Origin of the sequence: Streptococcus sp. AS20, from assembly GCF_000524255.1 — a bacterium.
GTDB classification, from domain to species: Bacteria; Bacillota; Bacilli; order Lactobacillales; family Streptococcaceae; genus Streptococcus; species Streptococcus constellatus.
Genome location: NZ_JANS01000011.1, coordinates 51,957 through 73,121 on the forward strand (window position 1 = coordinate 51,957; position 21,165 = coordinate 73,121).

The window sequence follows — 21,165 nt, forward strand, 5'->3', positions numbered from 1 at the left end:
TTAAAATAAAATAGCTGACCAAAAATTCAGCCAGCTATCCCTATTTTTTATATAAGACGTTTACTTTTCAGCACTGTCATATTTTCCAGTATGAAGCTCTGTGATACTATCATGTCCTGGCAACTCTGGTAAACCTAAAGAATCCTCACGAGTAAAGGCTTCACGCAAACCAGATGTCCAGGTGGTTTGCTCTAGTTGTTCTGGACTAATTTGGTGTACAATTTCATCACCACGACCTTCTTTTATCTTTTGCCCAAACAACGGATCAATCAATGTTCCGCGACCAACTGCAATCAAATCAGTCGGAGTCTGTGCAATCGCATCCTGCGCATCTTCCTCACTAAAGACACCACCAACAATAATTAGCTTAGTTTGATTATCTAGAATGGATTTAAAATGCTCAGCATAAGTCCGATCAGAGCCAACAGGTTTTGACGCATATCCTTCCCAGAGCGACAGATGAATGTAATCCAACTCATATTTGATGACCTCTCGAATCAAGGCTTGGGCTTCTCTATAACTATAACCGACCTCATCTCCGTGAATTTCTTCAGGACTGATCCGATAGCCTACGATAAAATCTTTTGGTGCATATTTTTCCACTACTCGTTTCACTTCTTTTACGACCGCAAGAGGAAAAGCCATGCGTTTTTCTAAAGAACCGCCCCATTTATCCTCACGCACATTTGAGAAACTTGAAAAAAATTGCTGCAAGAGATAATGATTTGCACCATGAATTTCCACTCCTGAAAAACCAGCCTCAATAGCACGCTTAGTGGCACGTCCAAAATCTTTAATAATTCCTTCAATCTCAGCATTCGTCATTTCACGAACTGGATAAGACAAAAATGAAAAATCAAGAGCACTGGGTGCCAAAACCTCCTCACCTTTAACAGCGCGACCAGAAGCCTCGCGCCCACCATGATGAATCTGTAAAATAGCTTTGTTGCCATTTTTCTGCAAGGCTGCCGCAATCTTTTTAGCTCCCTCTAGATGCTCATCGGAGTAAATTCCTAATTGTTCAGGATAACCTGGTCTAGAGCAAGGTCCACCTGACTCACTCACATAATGGTATTCAGCAATCAATAATCCAGCCGCCTGCGAACGAGCATGATAATAGCGCAAGGTATCATCAGAAACGAAACCACCTTTCAAACCACTAAAGGTTAGCATTGGTGGCATAACCAAACGACTAGAGAGCTGAGCACCATGACGGAATTGAACCGTATCTATAAGACTCTTTGACATGACAAATCCTCCTTAAAATTTAAATTTTTGATTCCACTATTATTTTATTAAAACCATCATCGCAGATAATAACTCATTTAGCTAAGCATATTCCCCAGACTTCATTTCCAGCAAATCCACTTTTTGCATCACAAATCAACCATTCCCTACGCTTTTTTAAACTATAAACATTGTTCATCAAGATTCATTCGACAAAACTTACAAAATTCTAGCATTTCTTCACTATTAGTCGATTTTTCTGACATAGCATATATTACACGTTTTTCTATATCAAAATACCTTCCAAGTGATCCAATTCATGCTGGCAAATTTGTGCTGGAAAATCTTTCAAAGTTAGCGTTTGTTTTTGCCAATTCTGGTCCAAATATTCAACCATAATTTCCTTATAACGAGTCGTCAAGCAACTTCCCGAAAGTGATAAACACGATTCTTCTGCTTGATAAGGAGAGGACTTCCTTTTCAAAATAGGATTGAACATGATAACAGGCACCATACCATACATGAAAATAATCGCTCGTTTTTGCACCCCAATCATATTGGCCGCCATTCCGACACACCTATCTTGATTTGCTTTTAAAGTATCTAATAAATCCTGCCCAATTTCGATATCTTTTTCGGTCGCTAATTGCGCTTTCTGTTGTAAAAATAATAGATCTTTTACAATTGGTTTAATCATTTTCCTCCTCGTAAGAAAAAAGCAAGTTCATTCAATATCCTTTTACTTGCTCTCAATTCACTTAATTATCCTTTGACTTTTTCACTGACTTTTTTAGCTAAAACAAAATTTCCAAGTGTTGCTGAGCCATTTCCAGCAACAGCTGGTGTCACAATATAGTCACGCACATCAGGTACTGGCAGATAACCATTCAAAAGAACAGTGAATTTTTCACGAACTCGATCCAGCATATGTTGTTGCGCCATGACCCCTCCACCAAAGACAACAACATTCGGACGGAAAGTCACTGTTGCTTGAATCGCTGCTTGTGCAATATAATAAGCTTGAATATCCCAGACAGAGCTGTTTAGTTCTATATTTTCTCCTCGAATGCCAGTACGCGCCTCTAAGCTAGGCCCGGCAGCCAATCCCTCCAAACAACCATTATGGAATGGACAAACACCATTAAATTCTTTCTCTACATCCATCGGGTGTTTCGCAACATAATAATGCCCCATTTCAGGATGACCTGTTCCACCAACAAATTCACCACGTTGAATAGCACCAGCACCAATACCTGTTCCAATCGTATAATAAACCAAATTTTCAATACGACCACCAGCATTGTTTCGTGCTACTATTTCACCGTACGCAGAGCTATTAACATCTGTCGTAAAGAAAATCGGTACATTCAATGCACGCCGCAAAGCACCAACAATATCAACATTTGCCCAGTGTGGCTTGGGTGTAGTTGTAATAAAACCATACGTTTTTGAATTTGGATCAATATCAATCGGTCCAAAAGAACCAATTGCCAATCCCGTCAAATTCTCAAAGCGTGAGAAAAATGCAATTGTTTTATCCAATGTTTCAATCGGTGTAGTCGTTGGAAATTGCGTTTTCTCAACCACTTCAAAATTATCGCCACCAACTGCACAAACAAATTTTGTACCACCAGCCTCTAAGCTTCCATACAATTTTGTCATTTCAAAACCTCTTTATATTTTGTTTTATTCTCTCTTCATTATAGCATATATTCATGTCACTTCTGAGTACAAATTTCAGTTATTCTTCTCTTTTTCAAAGAAAAGCGAACAAACATTCATTTGCTCGCTTTATCTTACATTAGACTTTCAACTCAATGACAGCCTCTCCCTTAGTTACTGCACCCTCTGCAACAGGAGTGACAGAAGCGTAATCAGCCGTGTTGGTAACAATCACCATGGTTGTGTCATCAAGACCAGCGGCTGCAATTTTGGCAACGTCAAATGTACCAAGAACATCACCTGCTTTGACTTTAATACCTTGAGCAACTTTTTGATCAAATCCATCACCGTTCATAGAAACTGTGTCGATCCCAATATGAATCAAAATCTCAGCTCCATTTGTCGTTTTCAATCCGTAAGCATGACCAGTTGCAAATGCGATTGTCACTTCTGCATCAGCAGGAGCATATACCACACCTTCGCTAGGTTTTACTGCGATTCCTTGTCCCATAGCACCACTTGAGAACACTGGATCATTGACATCTTTCAAATCAACGATTGAACCAACGATTGGAGAAAGGATTGTTTCGTCAGTAAGAACTGGCGCAGCAGCTTCATTCGCTTCGACTACTTCTTTAGCTTCAGTAGCTTCTTCTTCAGCATCTTTATAACCAAATGCATAAGTCAAACCAAATCCAAGACCAGTTGTTACAAGTACCATAAAGATATATTGAAGAACTTGACCATTCAGATAGAGAAGCGTACCTGGGATGATGGTAATCCCAAATCCAGTCCCAGCAAGTCCAAGAATAGAGGCTAACCAACCACCAATAGCACCGGCAGCAAGACCCAGAACGAATGGTTTACCATAACGCAAGTTCACCCCGAAAATAGCTGGCTCAGTGATTCCAAGACCTGCAGAAAGAGCTGCTGGAAATGCAAGAGCTTTTAATTTTTTAGATTTTGTTTTTACACCAACTGCAAGAGTTGCACCGGCTTGGGCTGTCATAGCAGCTGTAATAATCGCATTAAAGGCATCTTTTCCTTCATTGGCAATCAATTGCGCTTCTAATAAGTTGAAGATATGGTGAACACCTGTTACCACAATTAGTTGGTGAATGCCCCCAAGAATCAAACCTGCTAAGCCAAACGGTAAGGCAAGAATAGCTTTTGTTGCAGCAAGAATGACATTTTCAAGTGAATGGAAAATTGGACCAATGATAAAGAGACCCAGAACTGACATCACAAGGAAAGTCAAGAATGGCACAACAAGCAAATCAAGCACATCTGGAATTTTCTTATGCAACCATTTTTCAAGCTTCGCACCAAGTAGACCAATGAAGAAGGCTGGCAAAACTGAATTTTGATAACCAACGACCGGAATAAAACCAAAGAACATGATTGGCTTGGCATCACCAGAAGCAACAGCCCAAGCATTTGGAAGAGCTGTATTTACCAGCATCAAGCCAAGTACAATACCAATAACCGGATTCCCACCAAATACACGGAAAGCCGACCAAGAAATCAAAGCAGGGAAGAAAGCAAAAGCTGTATCTGTCAAAACGACTGTATAAGTATAAAAATCTGATGCAGCAAAAGCTTTTGAGGTTGTCCCAAATAATCCAAGAATCGTATCATTATTAATCGCACCACGAATCCCCATGAAAAGACCTGTTGCTACGATGGCTGGTAAGATAGGTACAAATACATCACCAAATGTACGAACAGCACGTTGGAACCAATTTCCTTTTTTAGCAGCTTCTGCTTTTTGTTCACCAGTTGAAGAAGTTGGTAAGCCAAGTGCAACCACTTCATCATATATTTTATTAACGGTACCAGTCCCAAAAATAATTTGATACTGACCTGAATTAAAGAATGCTCCTTGAACCTTCTCAAGATTCTCAACTCTGTCTTTAGCAATTTTAGCTTCATCCTTGACCATGATACGCAGACGGGTTGCACAGTGAGCAACACTACTTACATTGTCTCGTCCACCGATGGCTTCAATGACCGCTTTTGCAATGTCTTTATTTTCCATTTGCATCTCCTTATTGAAAATAATTAACTTTTATGAAAGCGATTTAATCGCTCCTACGACTATTATTTTAACATGATTTAAAAATATGTCAAGCGTTTTACAGAAATTTTATTTTTTTCTGCTAAAAAGTTGATTTTTCTAAAGAAAACGTTTACTATATAAGTAAGAAAACTATATTGGAGGATAAAAGATTGGCTTGGACAACCGAACAACGCTACAAACGTTATGAAAACTGGACAACAGATGAAATCAATCAAATAAAAGAAAATATTGAAAAATCCCCTTGGCATACTAGTTACCATGTAGAACCTCAGACAGGATTACTCAATGATCCAAACGGCTTCTCTTATTTTAATGGTAAATGGATTGTGTTCTATCAGAACTTCCCTTTTGGAGCAACCCACGGTCTAAAATGCTGGGTACAGCTCGAAAGTGATGATTTAGTCCATTTCACAGAAACTGGTGTACGAGTTCTACCAGATACGAAATTGGATAGCCACGGCGCCTACTCTGGCTCTGCTATGCAGTTTAATGACAAGCTTTTCCTTTTTTATACCGGAAATGTTCGCGATGAAAATTGGGTACGTCACCCATACCAAATTGGAGCATTGCTGGATAAAGAAGGGAAACTCGAGAAGATTGATAAAGTCTTGATTGAGCAACCAAAAGAAGCTACAGATCACTTTCGCGATCCACAGATTTTCAATTATAAAGGCCAGAGCTATGCCATTGTCGGCGGACAAACTCTGGACAAAAAAGGGTTTATCAAGCTTTATAAAGCAGTTGAAAACGACTATATAAACTGGGAAGAAGTCGGCGATTTAGACTTTGAAAATGACAATACAGCCTATATGATGGAATGCCCCAATCTTGTCTTTATTGATGAAACACCTGTTTTGCTCTACTGCCCTCAAGGTTTATCAAAAGAAGTTGCTCCTTACGACAATATTTTCCCAAACATGTATAAGATAGGTCAATCGTTTGACACAGCAAAGACAGCAATTGTCGATCCTAGTCCTCTGCAAAATTTAGATTATGGATTTGATTGCTATGCCACCCAAGCTTTCAATGCTCCAGATGGCCGTGTCTTAGCAGTCAGCTGGTTAGGTTTGCCGGATATTGCTTACCCATCTGATCGTTTTGATCATCAAGGAATTTTCTCGCTTGTCAAGGAATTAACACTAAAAAAAGGAAAACTCTATCAATATCCTGTTCAAGCAATCCAAAACCTGCGGAAAGAGAATAAAGTATTCACCAACCAAGCAAAAACAAAAAATAGCTATGAACTGGAATTAGAATTTGCAAGTGATTCACAAACTGAAATCGTCCTCTTTGCAGATCAAAAACACAAAGGCCTCCGTATTCGCTTCGACATCAAAAATGGTCAAGTAACAATTGACCGTAGTGAAGTTGGCGAACAATATGCTCTTGAATTTGGGACAGTTCGCCGCTGTATGATTGAAAACCAAACTACAACTGCCTCAATTTTCATTGATAAGTCAGTTTTTGAAATTTTTATTAACAAAGGAGAGAAAGTATTTTCAGGTCGCATTTTCCCACATAATGACCAAAACGGCATTTTTATCACTGAAGGAAATCCAACCGGAACTTACTATGAATTAGATTATGGTCGCAAAACTAACTGATGTAGCAAAACTAGCAGGGGTCAGCCCCACAACTGTTTCCCGTGTGATTAACAGAAAAGGCTACCTCTCAGAAAAAACAATCACAAAAGTAACCGAAGCTATGCGAGAATTAGGCTACAAGCCTAATAATCTCGCTCGCAGCTTACAAGGAAAATCCGCTAAATTAATTGGACTGATTTTTCCAAATATTAGTCATATATTTTATGCTGAACTCATTGATAAATTAGAACACGAGTTATTTAATAGAGGTTACAAAACAATTATCTGCAACAGCGAACACAATTCAAGCAAAGAAAAAGAGTATCTGGAGATGCTAGAAGCCAATCAAGTCGATGGCATTATCTCTGGCAGCCATAACTTGGGAATTTCGGATTATGACCGCGTAACAGCCCCTATTATCTCTTTTGACCGCAACTTGTCTCCTTCTATCCCTGTTGTATCTTCTGACAACTATGCTGGTGGGACCCTAGCCGCAGAAACATTGGTCAAATCTGGAGCTAAAAAGATCATTATGATTACCGGAAATGATAATTCCAATTCACCAACAGGTCTCCGCCATGCAGGCTTTGCCTCTGTCCTACCAACCGCTCCTATTATCAATGTATCTAGTGACTTCTCACCCATTCGCAAAGAAATGGAAATCAAAAATATCTTAAAAGATAAGAAGCCTGATGCTATTTTTGCTTCAGATGATTTAACTGCCATTTTAATCATGAAAGTCGCTCAAGAACTGGGGATCAACATCCCAGAGGAACTAAAAGTTATTGGTTATGACGGAACTTATTTTGTGGAAAATTACTATCCACAGCTCGCCACTATTCAGCAACCATTAAAAGATATAGCTTGCTTACTGGTCGATTTATTGCTGCGAAAAATTGAAGGAGAAAAAGTTCCAACAACGGGCTACTTCTTACCTGTTCACCTTTCTTCAGGAAAAAGCATTTAACACTGTAAAATAATGAAAACCCACTTAATTTCTCCATACTTAAGTGGGCTTAGCGTTTATTCCTTATTCTTATATTTTTCTTCAAAAAGAAATTCATCAATTGCCTGCGCACAGCCATCATGATCATTATCAGCTACGATGACATCCGCCAATCCTTTAATACTCTCATTAGCATTTCCCATAGCAATGCCCAAGCCTGCTTCACGAATCATACTTTCATCGTTATCTGCGTCACCAACAGCAATGATCTGTTCCATAGGAAGTTGCAAATATTGAGCCAGGTGAGCTAAACCTTGCCCTTTTTCAACACCCCGCGCTGTTAGTTCAAGACCACTTACTTCTGATTTTATCATGGCAATATCCTCAGATAACAAAACCTCATACGATTGATCTCGTTCATCAGCTGTTAAATGATAGATGTTGATCTTACCAAAATTTTCTCTTTCCTTTGCTAACAAATCACAGATATTATCTACTAATACCGCTGTTTCGTCATACAGTTCAGTATAAATTTCCATATAGTAGTTCGCAATGTTCTCAAAATTAGAGCGCTGAAGATAGCCTTGTCCATTGATCATACCGACCACCATTAAATCGTGAGCTTCTGCCAACGCCTTCACTTTATCCACCACAACAGCAGGTAATGTTTGCTCCGCTAAAGTTTGCTTCATTTCCAAATCATAAATCAATGCACCACTAGCAAGAACGGCATAGCGAATCCCTTGCAAATCTTTTTTATAAAGACCTAGTTCTGACAGAGAGCGCCCTGTTGAAAGTGCAACTTGTTTTCCAGCTGCATGCACTCTGTCAATAGCTGCAATACTACTTTTAGCAATCGTCTTTTGACTGGTCAAAAGCGTTCCATCCATGTCAAATGCAATCAATTGATACATAACATTTCTCCTTTTTTTACTAAAATTAGTATAGCATAAAAGCTCAAAAATAGTAAAAAAGCTTAAAACCATGTTATCAAAAATGTTGGTTTTAAGCTTTTTTATTGTCGTTCATTCCTTAATTTTAACTAGAGACTAAGTTCTTATTTAACCTCTTTAATTGTCAACAAAGTTGAAGATCTATTTACAATTCTTTTTTATACTTTTCAACTTCTGCTTTATTAGCCCAGACAAAGTGTCCTGGACGAATTTCAACCATTTCTGGCTTATCTACTGAATAATCATGTTGAGCAGCATCATAAACCTTCAATACTTTCTTCCGCTCCAATATTGGGTCTGGAATTGGAACAGCAGATAGCAATGACTGCGTATAAGGATGGATTGGATTATTGAAGAGTTCTTCTGTTTCAGCCACTTCTACAATCACACCCTTATAAATAACAGCAATACGGTCTGAGATAAAACGTACAACTGATAAATCATGGGCAATGAAAAGATAAGTCAAGCCTAGATCTTTTTGGAATTTCTTAAGAAGATTCAAAACTTGTGCGCGCACAGAGACGTCAAGTGCTGAAATCGGCTCATCTGCAATCACAAAATCTGGCTCCATAACAAGCGCACGAGCAATCCCAATCCGTTGACGCTGACCACCAGAAAATTCATGCGGATAGCGGGTCAAATGCTCTGACAACAACCCCACCTCATGAATAATATCTTTCACCTTTTTCTGACGTTCTTCTTCATCTTTAAACAGATGGAAATTATACAGACCCTCTGAAATAATATAATCAACTGTCGCACGTTCATTCAAACTAGCAGCAGGGTCTTGGAAAATCATTTGAATCTTGCGAATCACTTCTGATTCTTCCTCTTTTGATTTCTTACCATTGATTCTCTTTCCATCAAAGAAGATATCTCCTTTGCTAGTATCGTTCAAACCAATAATGGCACGACCGATTGTTGTCTTACCAGAGCCGGATTCTCCTACAAGTGAAAACGTTTCTCCTTTATTGATAAAGAAATTAGCATTTTTTACAGCAACAAATTTCTTGCTTCCTTCACCGAAGGAAATTTCCAAATCTTTAACTTCTACTAATTTTTCAGGCATTTCCTTCCTCCTAAGCATCTAAATGAGCAAAGCCCATTTTTGAGCTAATTTTTTCATGTAAATCATCAATAACAGCAGGTTTATTCACTTTTGGAGCATTTTCATGAAGCAACCACGTTTTTGCCCAATGTGTATCTGATACATAGATTTGAGGTGGTTTTTCCTCAAAATCAATTTCCATCGCATAATCTGAACGAAGAGCGAAAGCATCTCCTTGCAAGTGTGAATAAAGAGACGGCGGTGTGCCAGGAATAGAGTAAAGCTCTCCTTTATCATCTGCCAACTGTGGCAAGCTTGATAACAAGCTCCAAGTATAAGGATGACGTGGATCATAAAAGACGTCTTCTACTGTACCATACTCGACGATTTCTCCAGCATACATAACGGCAACTTTATCCGCAATACTTGCTACCACTCCAAGGTCGTGGGTGATAAAAATAGTAGTGAATTGATACTCTTGTTGCAATGATTTCAACAAATCAATGATTTGTGCTTGAATGGTAACATCAAGCGCTGTTGTAGGTTCATCACAGATTAGGATATCAGGACGACAAGCAAGCGCAATGGCAATAACGATCCGTTGACGCATTCCTCCTGAATATTGGAAAGGATACTCACTAAAACGCTTTTCAGCATCAGGAATACCGACTTTATTCATATAGTCAATAGCCATTTCCTTCGCTTCTTTTGCCGTTTTCTTTTGATGTTTTACAATAACTTCTGTAATCTGGCTACCAATCGTGTTAATTGGGTCTAAACTTGTCATTGGGTCTTGGAAAATAGTCGCAATTTTAACACCACGAATAGGTTCCCAATCTTTATTGGATTTCAATTTTGTCAAATCTTGTCCACGATAGTTAATCGATCCTTGCGCTACTCGACCATTATCCTCTAACATTCCAGTAAAAGTCTTTGTTAAAACAGATTTACCAGAACCTGACTCTCCTACGAGAGCAAGAACTTCACCTTCGATGAGGTCAAGTGATACACCACGAATGGCGGTTAAGACTTTATCACGAACGTCAAATTCCACGACAATATCGCGGGCAGTCAATATTACATTTTTTTCTTGTGTCATATTTACTCCTATCTATGTGTACGTGGATCACTAGCATCCGCTAAGTTCTGACCGACAACGAATAGGGAAAGGGAAACCAAAATCAACGTTGTTAATGGAATCCAGAAAAGATATGCATTTGTTGTAACATTTTGTGAATAATCCGAAATCAAACGCCCTAAACTTGGCACCGTCACAGGAAGTCCCAAACCAAAGAAAGACAGAAAGGCTTCGTATGAAATGAAACTTGGAAGTAATTGTGAAGCAGTTGTCACAATCACAGAAACCAACTGTGGCATAATATTTTTTACAATGATTTTAACAGTCGGTGTTCCCAAAGTGCGACTGGCAAGGTTATACTCTAAATCACGATAACGTAGAATTTGGATACGAATATTGTAAGCAATCCCAATCCAACCAGTGATGGTCATAGCAAAAATCAAATTCCAGAAACCTGCACCAATTGAGTAAGTCAAGACAATGACAATCAAAAGCGGTGGAATGTTAGAAATGATATTATAAATCTCAATCATCACACGATCGACAGTCTTTGAAATTCCCCAGATACCACCAATAACAATACCAATCACAAGGTTAATCATGGTTGCAATAACTGAAATAAGAATAGAGTTACGTGCTCCAAACCACACTCCGTCAAAGAGGGATTTTCCGTTACTATCTGTACCAAACCAATATTGGGCATTCGGTTTGATATAACGAGCACTAAAATCATTTACTTTACTTACATCATTAAAATCGAAATTTGAAAAAATCGGATAGATGAAACTCATCAAAACAATTGCAACAAGAATACCCAACATAGCAATTGTTGATTTTTTCCTTAAGAATTGACGCATAACAGATTTCCAGTAAGAATAAGCTGGCGCATCAATTATTTCAGAGGCAAAATCATCGCGTTTTACAAATGTGAACTTACTTTTATCAATTGTAGCCATTATTTACCTCCTTTTGATGTTAATTTAATACGTGGGTCAAGCATGGTCATCAGAATATCACCCAATAGAAGAGCGAAAATAGAAAGACATGTAAAGATAAATACAAGACCAACGACCATAGAATTATTAGATGCTTTAACAGAGTCAATCAGCATTTTACCCATTCCAGGGAAAGCAAAGATTGTTTCGGTCAAAGTCGCACCTGTGATAACTCCGATAATAGCACCAGGTATACTGGATACAAGTGGTACCATGGCGTTTTTAAAAATATGTTTATTTGAAATTTCTTGTTCAGAGAGACCTTTTGCCCGTGCAAAACGAACAAAGTCTTGTGATTGCAGGTCAATCATATAACGACGAATCCAAACAGCTGTCCAAGGCGCACTCAAAAGCCCAAGAATAACTGCCGGAAGAACATAGGAACGCCAATCTCCCGCTCCCAAAATAGGGAAGGAATCCGGCAATCCAAGAGCCGAACCAATCAACCGAATGATATAAACCAAAGCGATGGTTGGCAATGACATCAAGAATGTCAAGGCTCCTGTTGAAATACTATCAAACAATGTATTCTTAAAGCGAGCCATGTAAGATCCAAGCGGAACAGCAATTAAGTAAGATAAAGCCAGACCAATCAAACCAACAATTGAAGAACTTACAATCATTGATGGATATTGGTAGTTACTTTCTGTTGCCGTATATGGATCATCTTTTCCATAATTGGCAACATCACGCGCATCGGCTTGTTTTGGAGATTTATAAGTTCTTGTATAAATGTTGACAGACGAAGTTTTCTTACCTGTCGGGAATTGAACTTCAGAAGTTTTCGTTTGTCCTTGCCCTTGCGAAATAACTTGTAAAACAGGAAGATTCGCATAAGTTGGATAAGAAATACCTAGATTTAATCTCACAAAATTCTGATGAACAAACGGAAATTGCCCATTAAAGTACAATAAATACTTATGTTTCGTTCCAGAACCAACAACAGACCAACCAATAGCAGGATCATTTTCAATACGAAGATAACGCTTCAAGTTTGGATTAGAAGCATCTTTCACAGCACCTGTATGGTCAATTTGAATCAAATTGCCATAGAAACCAAGAACGCGTTCATAAACTGGAACCTCTCGAGTTGCATAAAATTGCTTACTTTCTTTGAATTGCTGCAATTTCCAACCACGCCCCAACTTTTTGATGTAAGCTTCATAGATTTTTTTATTTGCATTACTAGGTTCTACTGTTACAGAAGGATTCTCTTTACTAGCTTTTTCTTGTAATTCCTTCGTATCATAGTAGTCAATGTAACCCATACGCTCAAAAATTGTATTTTCATAATTAGTCTTTTTATCAGGAGTTGTAGCTATTTTATTATAGTTCGGATCCTGCTTGAAAATCAACTTTCTTGGCACCATAGTATAGATAATGGTGTAAGTCAATGTTGTTACCATGAAAATAGATACTAAAGAGCGTAAGATACGCATAAAAATATATTTCTTCATTTACCGTTTCCTTTAAAATCCCAAAAGAACTTTCTCCCCTGTTAGAGAAAGTTCTGATGAGAAGTTTATTTTACATGATCTGCTAATTCTTTGGTATTTACTGATTTAGCATGAGTCACATCAGATATTCTACTTCAATCACTATGATTAAGTTATTAAACCTAACCTGTCAGTCAAGACCGAAGGAAGGGATAGAAAAATGTCACGCGTTACGACAAATACCTATTTTCGATTTTAGAATACCTTCAATTTTAAACTGATTGTTTAAAATTATACCACAATTCTAGTCAATTGTAAAATCAATTGTCAGAATATTTTTATCATAAATGAACCCTTTTTGTTTTTCTGTTAAATTTTTTTCAATTATTTAACATGATCTGCAAGTTCTTCTTGAGCTTTTTTATTAGATTTTGATCGCTCTTTATTCCATTTAGTCATAGCTTTCTTGTACTGATCTTGTGTAACAGGCTCATCTTGGAGTTCAAGATATTTATATAGAATGATTTCACTATTCCCTTTGTTTCCTGACCAAGCAAATGAATTAGTAAATGGCACTGTGCGAGAAAGAATTGGGCGACCCGTTAGCGTTGTTGTTGGAATAACTAATGCATTATCAGTCAACCAAGCTTGGGCTGCCGCATATTTTTCATAGCGTGCATTCGTATTAGTGGTTTCTTTTTCAGCCTCGTTCAACAGCTTTTCATATTCGTTCATACCGACTTGTGCTGCTGCAGCGTTATTCGTACCTGCATCAAATCCTAGATAAGTCTTTGTGCTTTCACCGCTTGAAGGTTTGATGATATCAAGATAGGTAGATGGATCTTGGAAGTCTGGACTCCAACCAACATTATCAGAAAGATCCCAATCTTCTGCAGCTGCAGATTCAGCAAAGTAAGTGATATTATTTACATCGTCTTTAGACATTTGTTGAATGTCAATCACAACATTTTCTTTGCCAAGATTTTTTTCAATCGATTGTTTCAATGATTGTACACGTTGAACTTTATTCGTTGCCGTTTGGTCAACTGGCATGTCAATGTGGATTGGGAATTGAACACCGTCTGCTTGAAGCGCTGCTTTCGCTTTGGCTAATTTTTCCTTGGCTTTCGTTGGATTGTAAAGACCGTCTTGCGCATCATTTAAGTTGACATCTTTCCAACTTTCATCGTAGCTGACTAATTTTTCTTTGACCAATTCTCCAAAGTTCTTATCATCTGTTTGAACAAAAGTTGGTGGTACAAAGAGATTACGAAGCATCTTTGTCGCACCATCTTTCCCATTTACTTGTGACGCATAAGCTGTGCGGTCAAATGCAAATGTAATTGCTTGACGGAAATCTTTATTTAATAATGCTTTCTTAGTAGATGTCTTTTGAGCATCTGTTGTCTTTGATGTATGATTGTAAGATTGACGATCGATGTTTGTAGCCACTAGATAAGTGGTTGCATCTTGTGGAGTATAAACGATGTTGTTTTTGTATTTCTTGCTGACGGAAGCATAACTTGGACTAGTTGGAAATACTTTTGCATTGGTAAATGAACCGTCACTAAATCCTTTAGCAAGTTTATCTTGGTCTTGACCATCATAGTAAGACAATTTGATGTTATCAATGTGTACATTTTTCTTATCCCAATAGTTTGGATTTTTAGCCAATTCAACAGATGATTTTGCAGTGATAGATTTTAGCAAGTATGGTCCATTATAAAGAAGACTAGATGGGTCTGTTGCTTGTGCAAATTTATTTCCTTTTGATTTCAAAAATTCTGCATTAACTGGCGCTAAAACGCCCATTGTTGTTTTTGAGTTCCAAAAGCTTTCTGGTCGATTCAGAGTATATTGAACCGTATAATCATCAACCGCTTTGATACCGACAGAAGAGAAATCTTTATTTTCACCCTTCATGTAAGCATCCAGGCCTTTGATTGAATCTTGTACCAAATAAATAGCATCGGATTTCTTATCTGCAGCGTGTTTCAAACCAGTCACAAAGTCTTGCGCTTTGACTTCGGCATACTCTTCACCTTCGGATGTATACCATTTGACACCTTTACGAAGTTTATAAGTGTAAGTCAAGCCATCTTTGGAAACCGTCCAATCCTTTGCCACAGAAGGGATTAAATTTCCGTAACGGTCATTTTCTAAGAGTCCATCGATGACATTACTTGTAATATTTGAAGTAGAAGCCTTCCCAGTTGTCAAATAATCCAAATTATCTGGATCTTGCTCATAAACATATGAAAATGTTTTGTTGCTAGAACTTGTTTTAGAACCAGAACAAGCCGTTAAGGCTCCTGCTGCAAGTAGGCTAACAGCCGCTAAAGCAATGATTTTACTTTTCTTCATGAATATTCCTCCCAAATTCATTATTTTTATACATTCTAGCACACAAACAGTAAAAAGTAAATAGAATTTTCTAAATTTTACGACATATTTTGAAAGCTGATTTAATAAGGTTTATATTAATCTATTAACCTTTAGAAATTAAAAAAGCAGGTTTTCCTCACCTTTTAGTGAGTTTTACCTGCTTTTATCATTGTATTATTTTACATGATCAGCTAATTCATCTTGAGCTTTTTTATTAGACTCGGCTTTTTCTTTTTGCCATTTCTTCTTAGCTGCTTCATAGTCCTTCTTCGTGACAGCATCTTTACCGACTTTAATGTATTTATAGTAGGTTGAGCTACCTTTACTACCTGTTTGCGCAAATGCACCTGAGAACGGTTGAATGCGCGACACAAAAGTTCCGGCACCTGTTGAAGCCATTGTTGGCAAGACAAGCGAACTGTCTGTTAACCAAGCTTGTGCTGCTGCATATTTTTCATAACGTTTTGCAATGTCTGTTGTTTCTGCACCTGCTTCATCGACTAATTTATTATATTCGTCCAATCCAACTGCTTTAGCACCGGCATTTTCACTACCAGAGTCAAAACCAAACCAAGTCTTCGTATTGTCAGAAGCCGTTGATTTCAAAATATCAAGATAAGTAGATGGATCTTGATAATCAGGACTCCAACCAACAGCACCTGAAATATCCCAGTCTTCTCCAGCTGCATTTGGAGCATAGTAAGTGACGTTATTAAAGTCGTCTTCTGACATCATATTCAAGTCCATGACAACATTTTCTTTGCCGAGTACTTTTTCAACAGATTGTTTTAAAGACTGCATCCGAGCAACGTAGTTCTTAGAAGTTTCTACAACAGGAACGTCTAAGTGAATTGGGAATTTCACACCTTGAGCTTGCAAAGCTTCTTTTGCTTTTGCAAATTTTGCTTTTGCTTTTGTTGGATTGTACAAGCCATTTTGTGAATCAGCTAGTTTGACACCCTTCCAGTCATCGCCATAGCTTGCTAATTTTTCTTCTACAACATCACTAAATGATTTTTCACCAACTTGAACAAAATTAGATGGTACAAACATATTACGGATTGCTGTGGCAGCACCATCTTTACCATTTACTTGTGCTGCATAAGATTCGCGGTCAAGTGCAAAGTTCAAAGCTTGACGGAAGTCTTTGTTCAACAATGCCTTTTTCGTTGAATTTTTTTCTTCATCTGTTTTCTTAGCCGTATGGTTGTAAGATTGACGGTCAATATTAAGGGCTAAAGCAGCCGTTCCAGAGCCTGCTTCTGCTGTATAGATATTGTCCTTGAATTGTTTTTCAAAAGTTGCAAAGTTTGAACTTGTTGGGAAGAGGCGTGCGTATGAGTATGCCCCATCTTTGAAATTACGAGCCAATGAGTCCTGGTCTTGACCATCATAGTAAGCAAGTTTAATGCTATCAACTTTTACTTTATCTTTATCCCAATAATGTTTGTTTTTAACATATTCTACCGCAGATTTTGCTGTGATAGCTTTCATCAAGAATGGTCCATTATAAAGGATTGAGTTAGGGTCTGTTGATTGGCCAAATTTATTTCCTTTAGATTTCAAAAATTCTGCATTGATTGGCCACATAATGGCAGAGGTTGTCTTAGAATTCCAATATGGTTCTGGCTTGTTCAATGTATACTGAACAGTATAGTCATCAACCGCTTTCACACCTACCGTTGAAAAGTCTTTTGTTTGACCATTCACGTAAGCATCTAAACCTTTAATTGAGTTTTGAACCAAATAAAGAGCCTCAGATTTTTTATCGGCAGCATGTTTCAGTCCAGTTACAAAATCTTGCGCCTTGACTTCAGCATACTCTTCACCTTCTGATGTGTACCATTTGGCACCCTTACGAAGTTTATAAGTATAGGTTAAACCATCTTTTGATACAGTCCATGACTTAGCCATTGATGGTACAAGATTTCCATATTTGTCATTTTCTAACAATCCGTCAACTCCATTTGTCACAAGATCGCTAGTGGTTGCTTTTCCTGATGTTACATAATCCAAAGTTTCTGGATCACCAGAATACACATAACCAAATTTTGTTTCAGCTGAGTTCGATTTCGAACCCGAGCAAGCTGTTAAAAAACCAGCAGTTAGTAGGGCTACCCCTGCTACTGCAATAATTTTACTTTTTTTCATAGGTACCTCCGAAAACTATGATATATTCTAATTATACTATATCTTACTAAAAAGTAAAGAATTTTCAAACAAATCTTTTACTAAAAAATGTGATTGTATTCCAAATGCCTTCAAAAAATAGATTTGCTTCTCGTATCTTATCAGTGAATACACTGTTTTTATGTCTTTTTCTCTGAACAAATGACATACGTTTCAAACTCCAGATTCGGCATACATTCTGCTAAATCGTTCTCAATGCGCTTCAGTGCTTCTAAACGCATTTCAACAGATGTATGAGCATTTCCTTGAATGATAAAAATAGCATTCTTTGTCTCGTCATCAAATTTATAGTTTTCTCCGTCACGAACATCTAGCCATGCTAAAATTCCTTTTTGATCACGATAAACATAATCAGTCTGTGAAACGTGTTTTTCCGTAGATAAAATAGGTAGAAAAACATCTTCTTTTTGACTAACCGTAAATTCAATTTGCCCCGCTATTTTATCCAAATCATGCCCACCGATGGCTAATAAAGAATGTAAAGATTCAACATTATAAATATCAATAATACTATTAATATTCGGGAAGGAGCCACGATGTCGAATATTCCGAATAAGCGCCAAAACGGTAGGAGGATTCTTCTTGACACTACGTCCGACACTTTGCAACAAATCCTTGTAGCCTTGAATGACTGGAGTATCAGACACCTCATCGATATCGCAATTCAATGCCCACTTTTCCATCTCTTTTTGCTTTTTCAAAAATGAAGCAGGTAAAGGTGCATGTGGGTCTACATTTTTAGCGATGCCAATAACCACATTTTTAATCCCAAGCATTGCAAGACTTTCATTCAGTATAAATTTCATCATGATCCACCTCCGGTTCATTATTTATTGAGCTCATCAACTATTCAAATTGTATCATTTTTAGGAGAAAATTTCTTACTTTAGTTTTAAAATGCTGTCTTTCATTCATATTAACAAATTTTTCTCCTATGAGAAATGCTAAAAAGACTGGAATTGCTTCCAATCTTATTTCTCACTATTTTCAACTGCTGCTGTAACAAAAGCTGTATAAAGTCCTTCTGGGCGATTAGGACGGCTAGATAATTCTGGGTGGTATTGACAAGCCACAAAGAATTTATTTTCTGGAATTTCAACAATTTCCACCAAGCGATTGTCCGGTGAAACTCCTGAGAATACAAAACCGGCATCTTCAAATTGTTGACGGAATTCATTATTAAATTCGTAACGGTGGCGGTGGCGACGCTGAACAACTTCTTGATTATCATAAGCTGCAGCTGCTTTGGATCCACGTTTTAGTTTAGACGGATAAAGTCCTAAGCGAAGTGTCCCTCCCATATCTTCCACATCAATCTGATCACGCATCAAATCAATAACAGGATGTTGCGTATCAGGGTTCAATTCTGAAGAATTAGCGTCATTAAATCCTAGCACATGGCGAGCAAATTCGACACAAGTCAACTGCATGCCGAGGCAAATTCCAAGCATTGGCACATCATTTTCACGAGCATATTGAATCGTCGCAATCTTTCCTTCCGTTCCACGATGACCAAATCCACCCGGCACAATAATCCCGTCCGCATCATTCAGCAACTCGGCGACATTTTCAGTTGTGACATCATTCGCATTGATCCAGCTCAGTTTAATTTCTGCATCATTGGCGTAACCAGAATGTTTGAGAGCTTCCACAACAGAAATGTAAGCATCTGGTAATTCCACATATTTCCCAACCAGCGCAATTTTTACTTGTTTCTTCAAGTTCATGACTTTATCAACCATAGCAGACCAATCCGTCATATCTGCTTCTGGCACATCCAACTTCAAGTGATCACAAACGATTTGGTCCATGTTTTGCGCTTGCAGATTCAATGGAATCTGGTACAAATGTTCCACATCTAGCGACTCAATCACTGCTTCTGGTGCTACATCACAAAATTGTGCCAATTTGTTCTTAATATTTTGGCCAGCCGGTTTTTCAGTACGAATAACAAGCATGTTCGGTTGAATTCCAAGACCACGCAATTCTTTTACAGAATGCTGAGTGGGCTTCGTTTTCATTTCCCCAGCAGCTTTCAGATAAGGAAGCAATGTCGTGTGGATATACATCACATTATCTGCACCAACATCTGCCTTCATTTGACGAAGTGCTTCTAAGAATGGCAAACTTTCAATATCTCCTACAGTACCACCAACCTCAGTAATGATAACATCTGAATCGGTTGTCGTTGCAGCGCGTTTAATTTTTTCTTTTAGAGCATCTGTAATGTGTGGAATGACTTGAACAGTTGCTCCAAGGTACTCACCTTTACGTTCTTTACGAAGAACTTCGCTATAAATCTTACCTGTTGTCACATTTGAATATTTATTTAAGTTGATATCAATAAAGCGTTCATAATGCCCGAGGTCTAAGTCAGTTTCTGCACCATCATCCGTCACAAATACTTCACCGTGTTGATAAGGGCTCATCGTTCCTGGGTCAATATTGATATATGGATCAAACTTTTGAATGGTTACCTTAAGACCACGATTTTTCAAAAGACGACCAAGACTTGCTGCCACAATCCCTTTACCGATCGAACTAACTACACCACCTGTAACAAAAATATATTTTGTTGCCATACATTCTCCTTATCTAAGATACAAAACTCATTTAGAAAACACACGAAAATGGGAAACGACTATTCATAAATCAACCTTTGCTTTTTCGATGTTTTCAGGCGTGTTCACTTCTAATAGCAAAAACAAAAACAGCTCCCTAGAGCTAGGGAGCTTTTGACTTCTTAAAAGAAGTGCCCGATATTATAATATCGCAGAATAAATTTTTTGTCAAATAAGAACAGAAGCAAACGTTAGCGGACTTAACTATTCTTCATCCTCTGAATCCACCTCATCATCTGAATAGTCTTCATCCTCTTCATTGAGTTCGACTTCTTCACCTAAATCATCAGGTGCAATTTCATTGATTTCAGCATCATACGCTTCTACTTCACTCTTTTCGTCGTCCGGATTATCCTCGTCATAATTAAGGGCAGGATCTGCTTCATATGAGTCTTCATCTTCTGGATCATCGTCATTGTAATCAATGGCATTTTCATCTCCGTCCATAAAGGCATTCACACGTTTTTTCTTCCGTTTCTTAGGAGTTTCTTCATCGTTATCTTCAAGGGCGATAATTTCCTCATCCACCTCGTCAATCGCATACCATGAACGCAAGCCCCATTTGTTATCTCCTAGAGGAATGAAACTGCCGTCTACATTTAACTCTGTATAAAAAAGCGGCAAGGCTTCACGAATATCACTATTTGATTTTTCAAGGTAATTTTGAATTTCATTGACAAGGTCATTAAAATACATTTCATGATTGCGACCACGTGTCTCTAAAATAGCACGCGCCACTTCAATCATAGAAAGTTCACTTTTTTCTTGTCCAGCAAATACTTCTAATTCCAAAATTGATCTCCTTTTAAGGTTTAAGAGCTTTTTTAGACTTGCTCTTAAAAATTAATTTGTTGAATTTTCGCTACTTTTTATTGTACGATAAAAATCTTCTTTCGTCAAAAAGAATTTTATTTTCCAATCAAGAAAATCACTCTTTTTCATCAAAATGACTTCTACTTTT

The 21,165-nt window shown here is 37.8% G+C and carries 16 protein-coding genes; 2 read left to right on the plus strand and 14 right to left on the minus strand.

The genetic code is table 11. The annotated features are described in order from the left end of the window. Nucleotides 1–60: 60 nt before the first annotated feature. From HMPREF1514_RS05800 to HMPREF1514_RS05815, 4 genes are all read right to left on the minus strand, one after another. A complete protein-coding gene (locus tag HMPREF1514_RS05800) occupies nucleotides 61–1,248 on the minus strand; it encodes an NADH-dependent flavin oxidoreductase (RefSeq protein ID WP_037597946.1) in 1,188 nt (395 codons plus the stop codon). Between the two features lie 265 nt (nucleotides 1,249–1,513). After that, the gene (locus tag HMPREF1514_RS05805) at nucleotides 1,514–1,924 is read right to left on the minus strand and encodes a peptide deformylase (protein WP_037597948.1); all 411 of its coding nucleotides are present in this window, start codon (nucleotides 1,922–1,924) and stop codon (nucleotides 1,514–1,516) included. 65 nt (nucleotides 1,925–1,989) lie between these two features. Continuing rightward, nucleotides 1,990–2,889, minus strand: coding sequence for a fructokinase ScrK (gene scrK, locus HMPREF1514_RS05810; protein ID WP_037597950.1), 900 nt, complete (start codon nucleotides 2,887–2,889; stop codon nucleotides 1,990–1,992). Between the two features lie 139 nt (nucleotides 2,890–3,028). After that, nucleotides 3,029–4,927, minus strand: a complete 1,899-nt coding sequence (locus tag HMPREF1514_RS05815) for a sucrose-specific PTS transporter subunit IIBC (protein WP_037597951.1) — start codon at nucleotides 4,925–4,927, stop codon at nucleotides 3,029–3,031. 191 nt (nucleotides 4,928–5,118) lie between these two features. Here HMPREF1514_RS05815 and HMPREF1514_RS05820 point away from each other — a divergent pair, with 191 nt between their 5' ends. Further along, nucleotides 5,119–6,573, plus strand: a complete 1,455-nt coding sequence (locus tag HMPREF1514_RS05820) for a sucrose-6-phosphate hydrolase (protein ID WP_037597952.1) — start codon at nucleotides 5,119–5,121, stop codon at nucleotides 6,571–6,573. Next, a complete protein-coding gene (locus tag HMPREF1514_RS05825; protein ID WP_006268416.1) occupies nucleotides 6,554–7,519 on the plus strand; it encodes a LacI family DNA-binding transcriptional regulator in 966 nt (321 codons plus the stop codon). Before HMPREF1514_RS05820 ends, HMPREF1514_RS05825 begins: the two co-directional genes overlap by 20 nt. A 56-nt stretch (nucleotides 7,520–7,575) precedes the next feature. Here HMPREF1514_RS05825 and HMPREF1514_RS05830 read toward each other — a convergent pair whose 3' ends face one another. From HMPREF1514_RS05830 to rpoE, 10 genes are all read right to left on the minus strand, one after another. Continuing rightward, the gene (locus tag HMPREF1514_RS05830; protein ID WP_037597953.1) at nucleotides 7,576–8,412 is read right to left on the minus strand and encodes a Cof-type HAD-IIB family hydrolase; all 837 of its coding nucleotides are present in this window, start codon (nucleotides 8,410–8,412) and stop codon (nucleotides 7,576–7,578) included. Between the two features lie 184 nt (nucleotides 8,413–8,596). Then, the gene (locus HMPREF1514_RS05835; RefSeq protein ID WP_003070566.1) at nucleotides 8,597–9,520 is read right to left on the minus strand and encodes an ATP-binding cassette domain-containing protein; all 924 of its coding nucleotides are present in this window, start codon (nucleotides 9,518–9,520) and stop codon (nucleotides 8,597–8,599) included. A 10-nt stretch (nucleotides 9,521–9,530) separates the two neighbouring features. Further along, entirely contained in the window at nucleotides 9,531–10,598 is a 1,068-nt protein-coding gene (locus tag HMPREF1514_RS05840; protein ID WP_006268109.1) for an ABC transporter ATP-binding protein, read from the minus strand. A gap of 8 nt (nucleotides 10,599–10,606) precedes the next feature. After that, on the minus strand, nucleotides 10,607–11,533 hold the full coding sequence (gene oppC / locus HMPREF1514_RS05845) for an oligopeptide ABC transporter permease OppC (protein ID WP_006270263.1): 927 nt from the start codon (nucleotides 11,531–11,533) through the stop codon (nucleotides 10,607–10,609). After that, nucleotides 11,533–13,029 (minus strand): ABC transporter permease, encoded by a 1,497-nt coding sequence (locus HMPREF1514_RS05850; RefSeq protein WP_037597954.1) that lies wholly within the window; start codon nucleotides 13,027–13,029, stop codon nucleotides 11,533–11,535. Before HMPREF1514_RS05850 ends, oppC begins: the two co-directional genes overlap by 1 nt. A gap of 363 nt (nucleotides 13,030–13,392) precedes the next feature. After that, complete coding sequence (locus HMPREF1514_RS05855; protein ID WP_037597957.1) at nucleotides 13,393–15,372, minus strand: peptide ABC transporter substrate-binding protein; 1,980 nt, start codon at nucleotides 15,370–15,372, stop codon at nucleotides 13,393–13,395. A 195-nt stretch (nucleotides 15,373–15,567) separates the two neighbouring features. Further along, nucleotides 15,568–17,544, minus strand: coding sequence for a peptide ABC transporter substrate-binding protein (locus HMPREF1514_RS05860; protein ID WP_003070579.1), 1,977 nt, complete (start codon nucleotides 17,542–17,544; stop codon nucleotides 15,568–15,570). A 158-nt stretch (nucleotides 17,545–17,702) separates the two neighbouring features. Continuing rightward, entirely contained in the window at nucleotides 17,703–18,392 is a 690-nt protein-coding gene (locus HMPREF1514_RS05865; RefSeq protein ID WP_037597959.1) for a B3/B4 domain-containing protein, read from the minus strand. A 162-nt stretch (nucleotides 18,393–18,554) separates the two neighbouring features. Beyond that, nucleotides 18,555–20,165 (minus strand): CTP synthase, encoded by a 1,611-nt coding sequence (locus HMPREF1514_RS05870; RefSeq protein ID WP_037597962.1) that lies wholly within the window; start codon nucleotides 20,163–20,165, stop codon nucleotides 18,555–18,557. 243 nt (nucleotides 20,166–20,408) lie between these two features. Beyond that, on the minus strand, nucleotides 20,409–20,996 hold the full coding sequence (gene rpoE / locus HMPREF1514_RS05875) for a DNA-directed RNA polymerase subunit delta (protein ID WP_003070583.1): 588 nt from the start codon (nucleotides 20,994–20,996) through the stop codon (nucleotides 20,409–20,411). Nucleotides 20,997–21,165 lie beyond the last annotated feature (169 nt).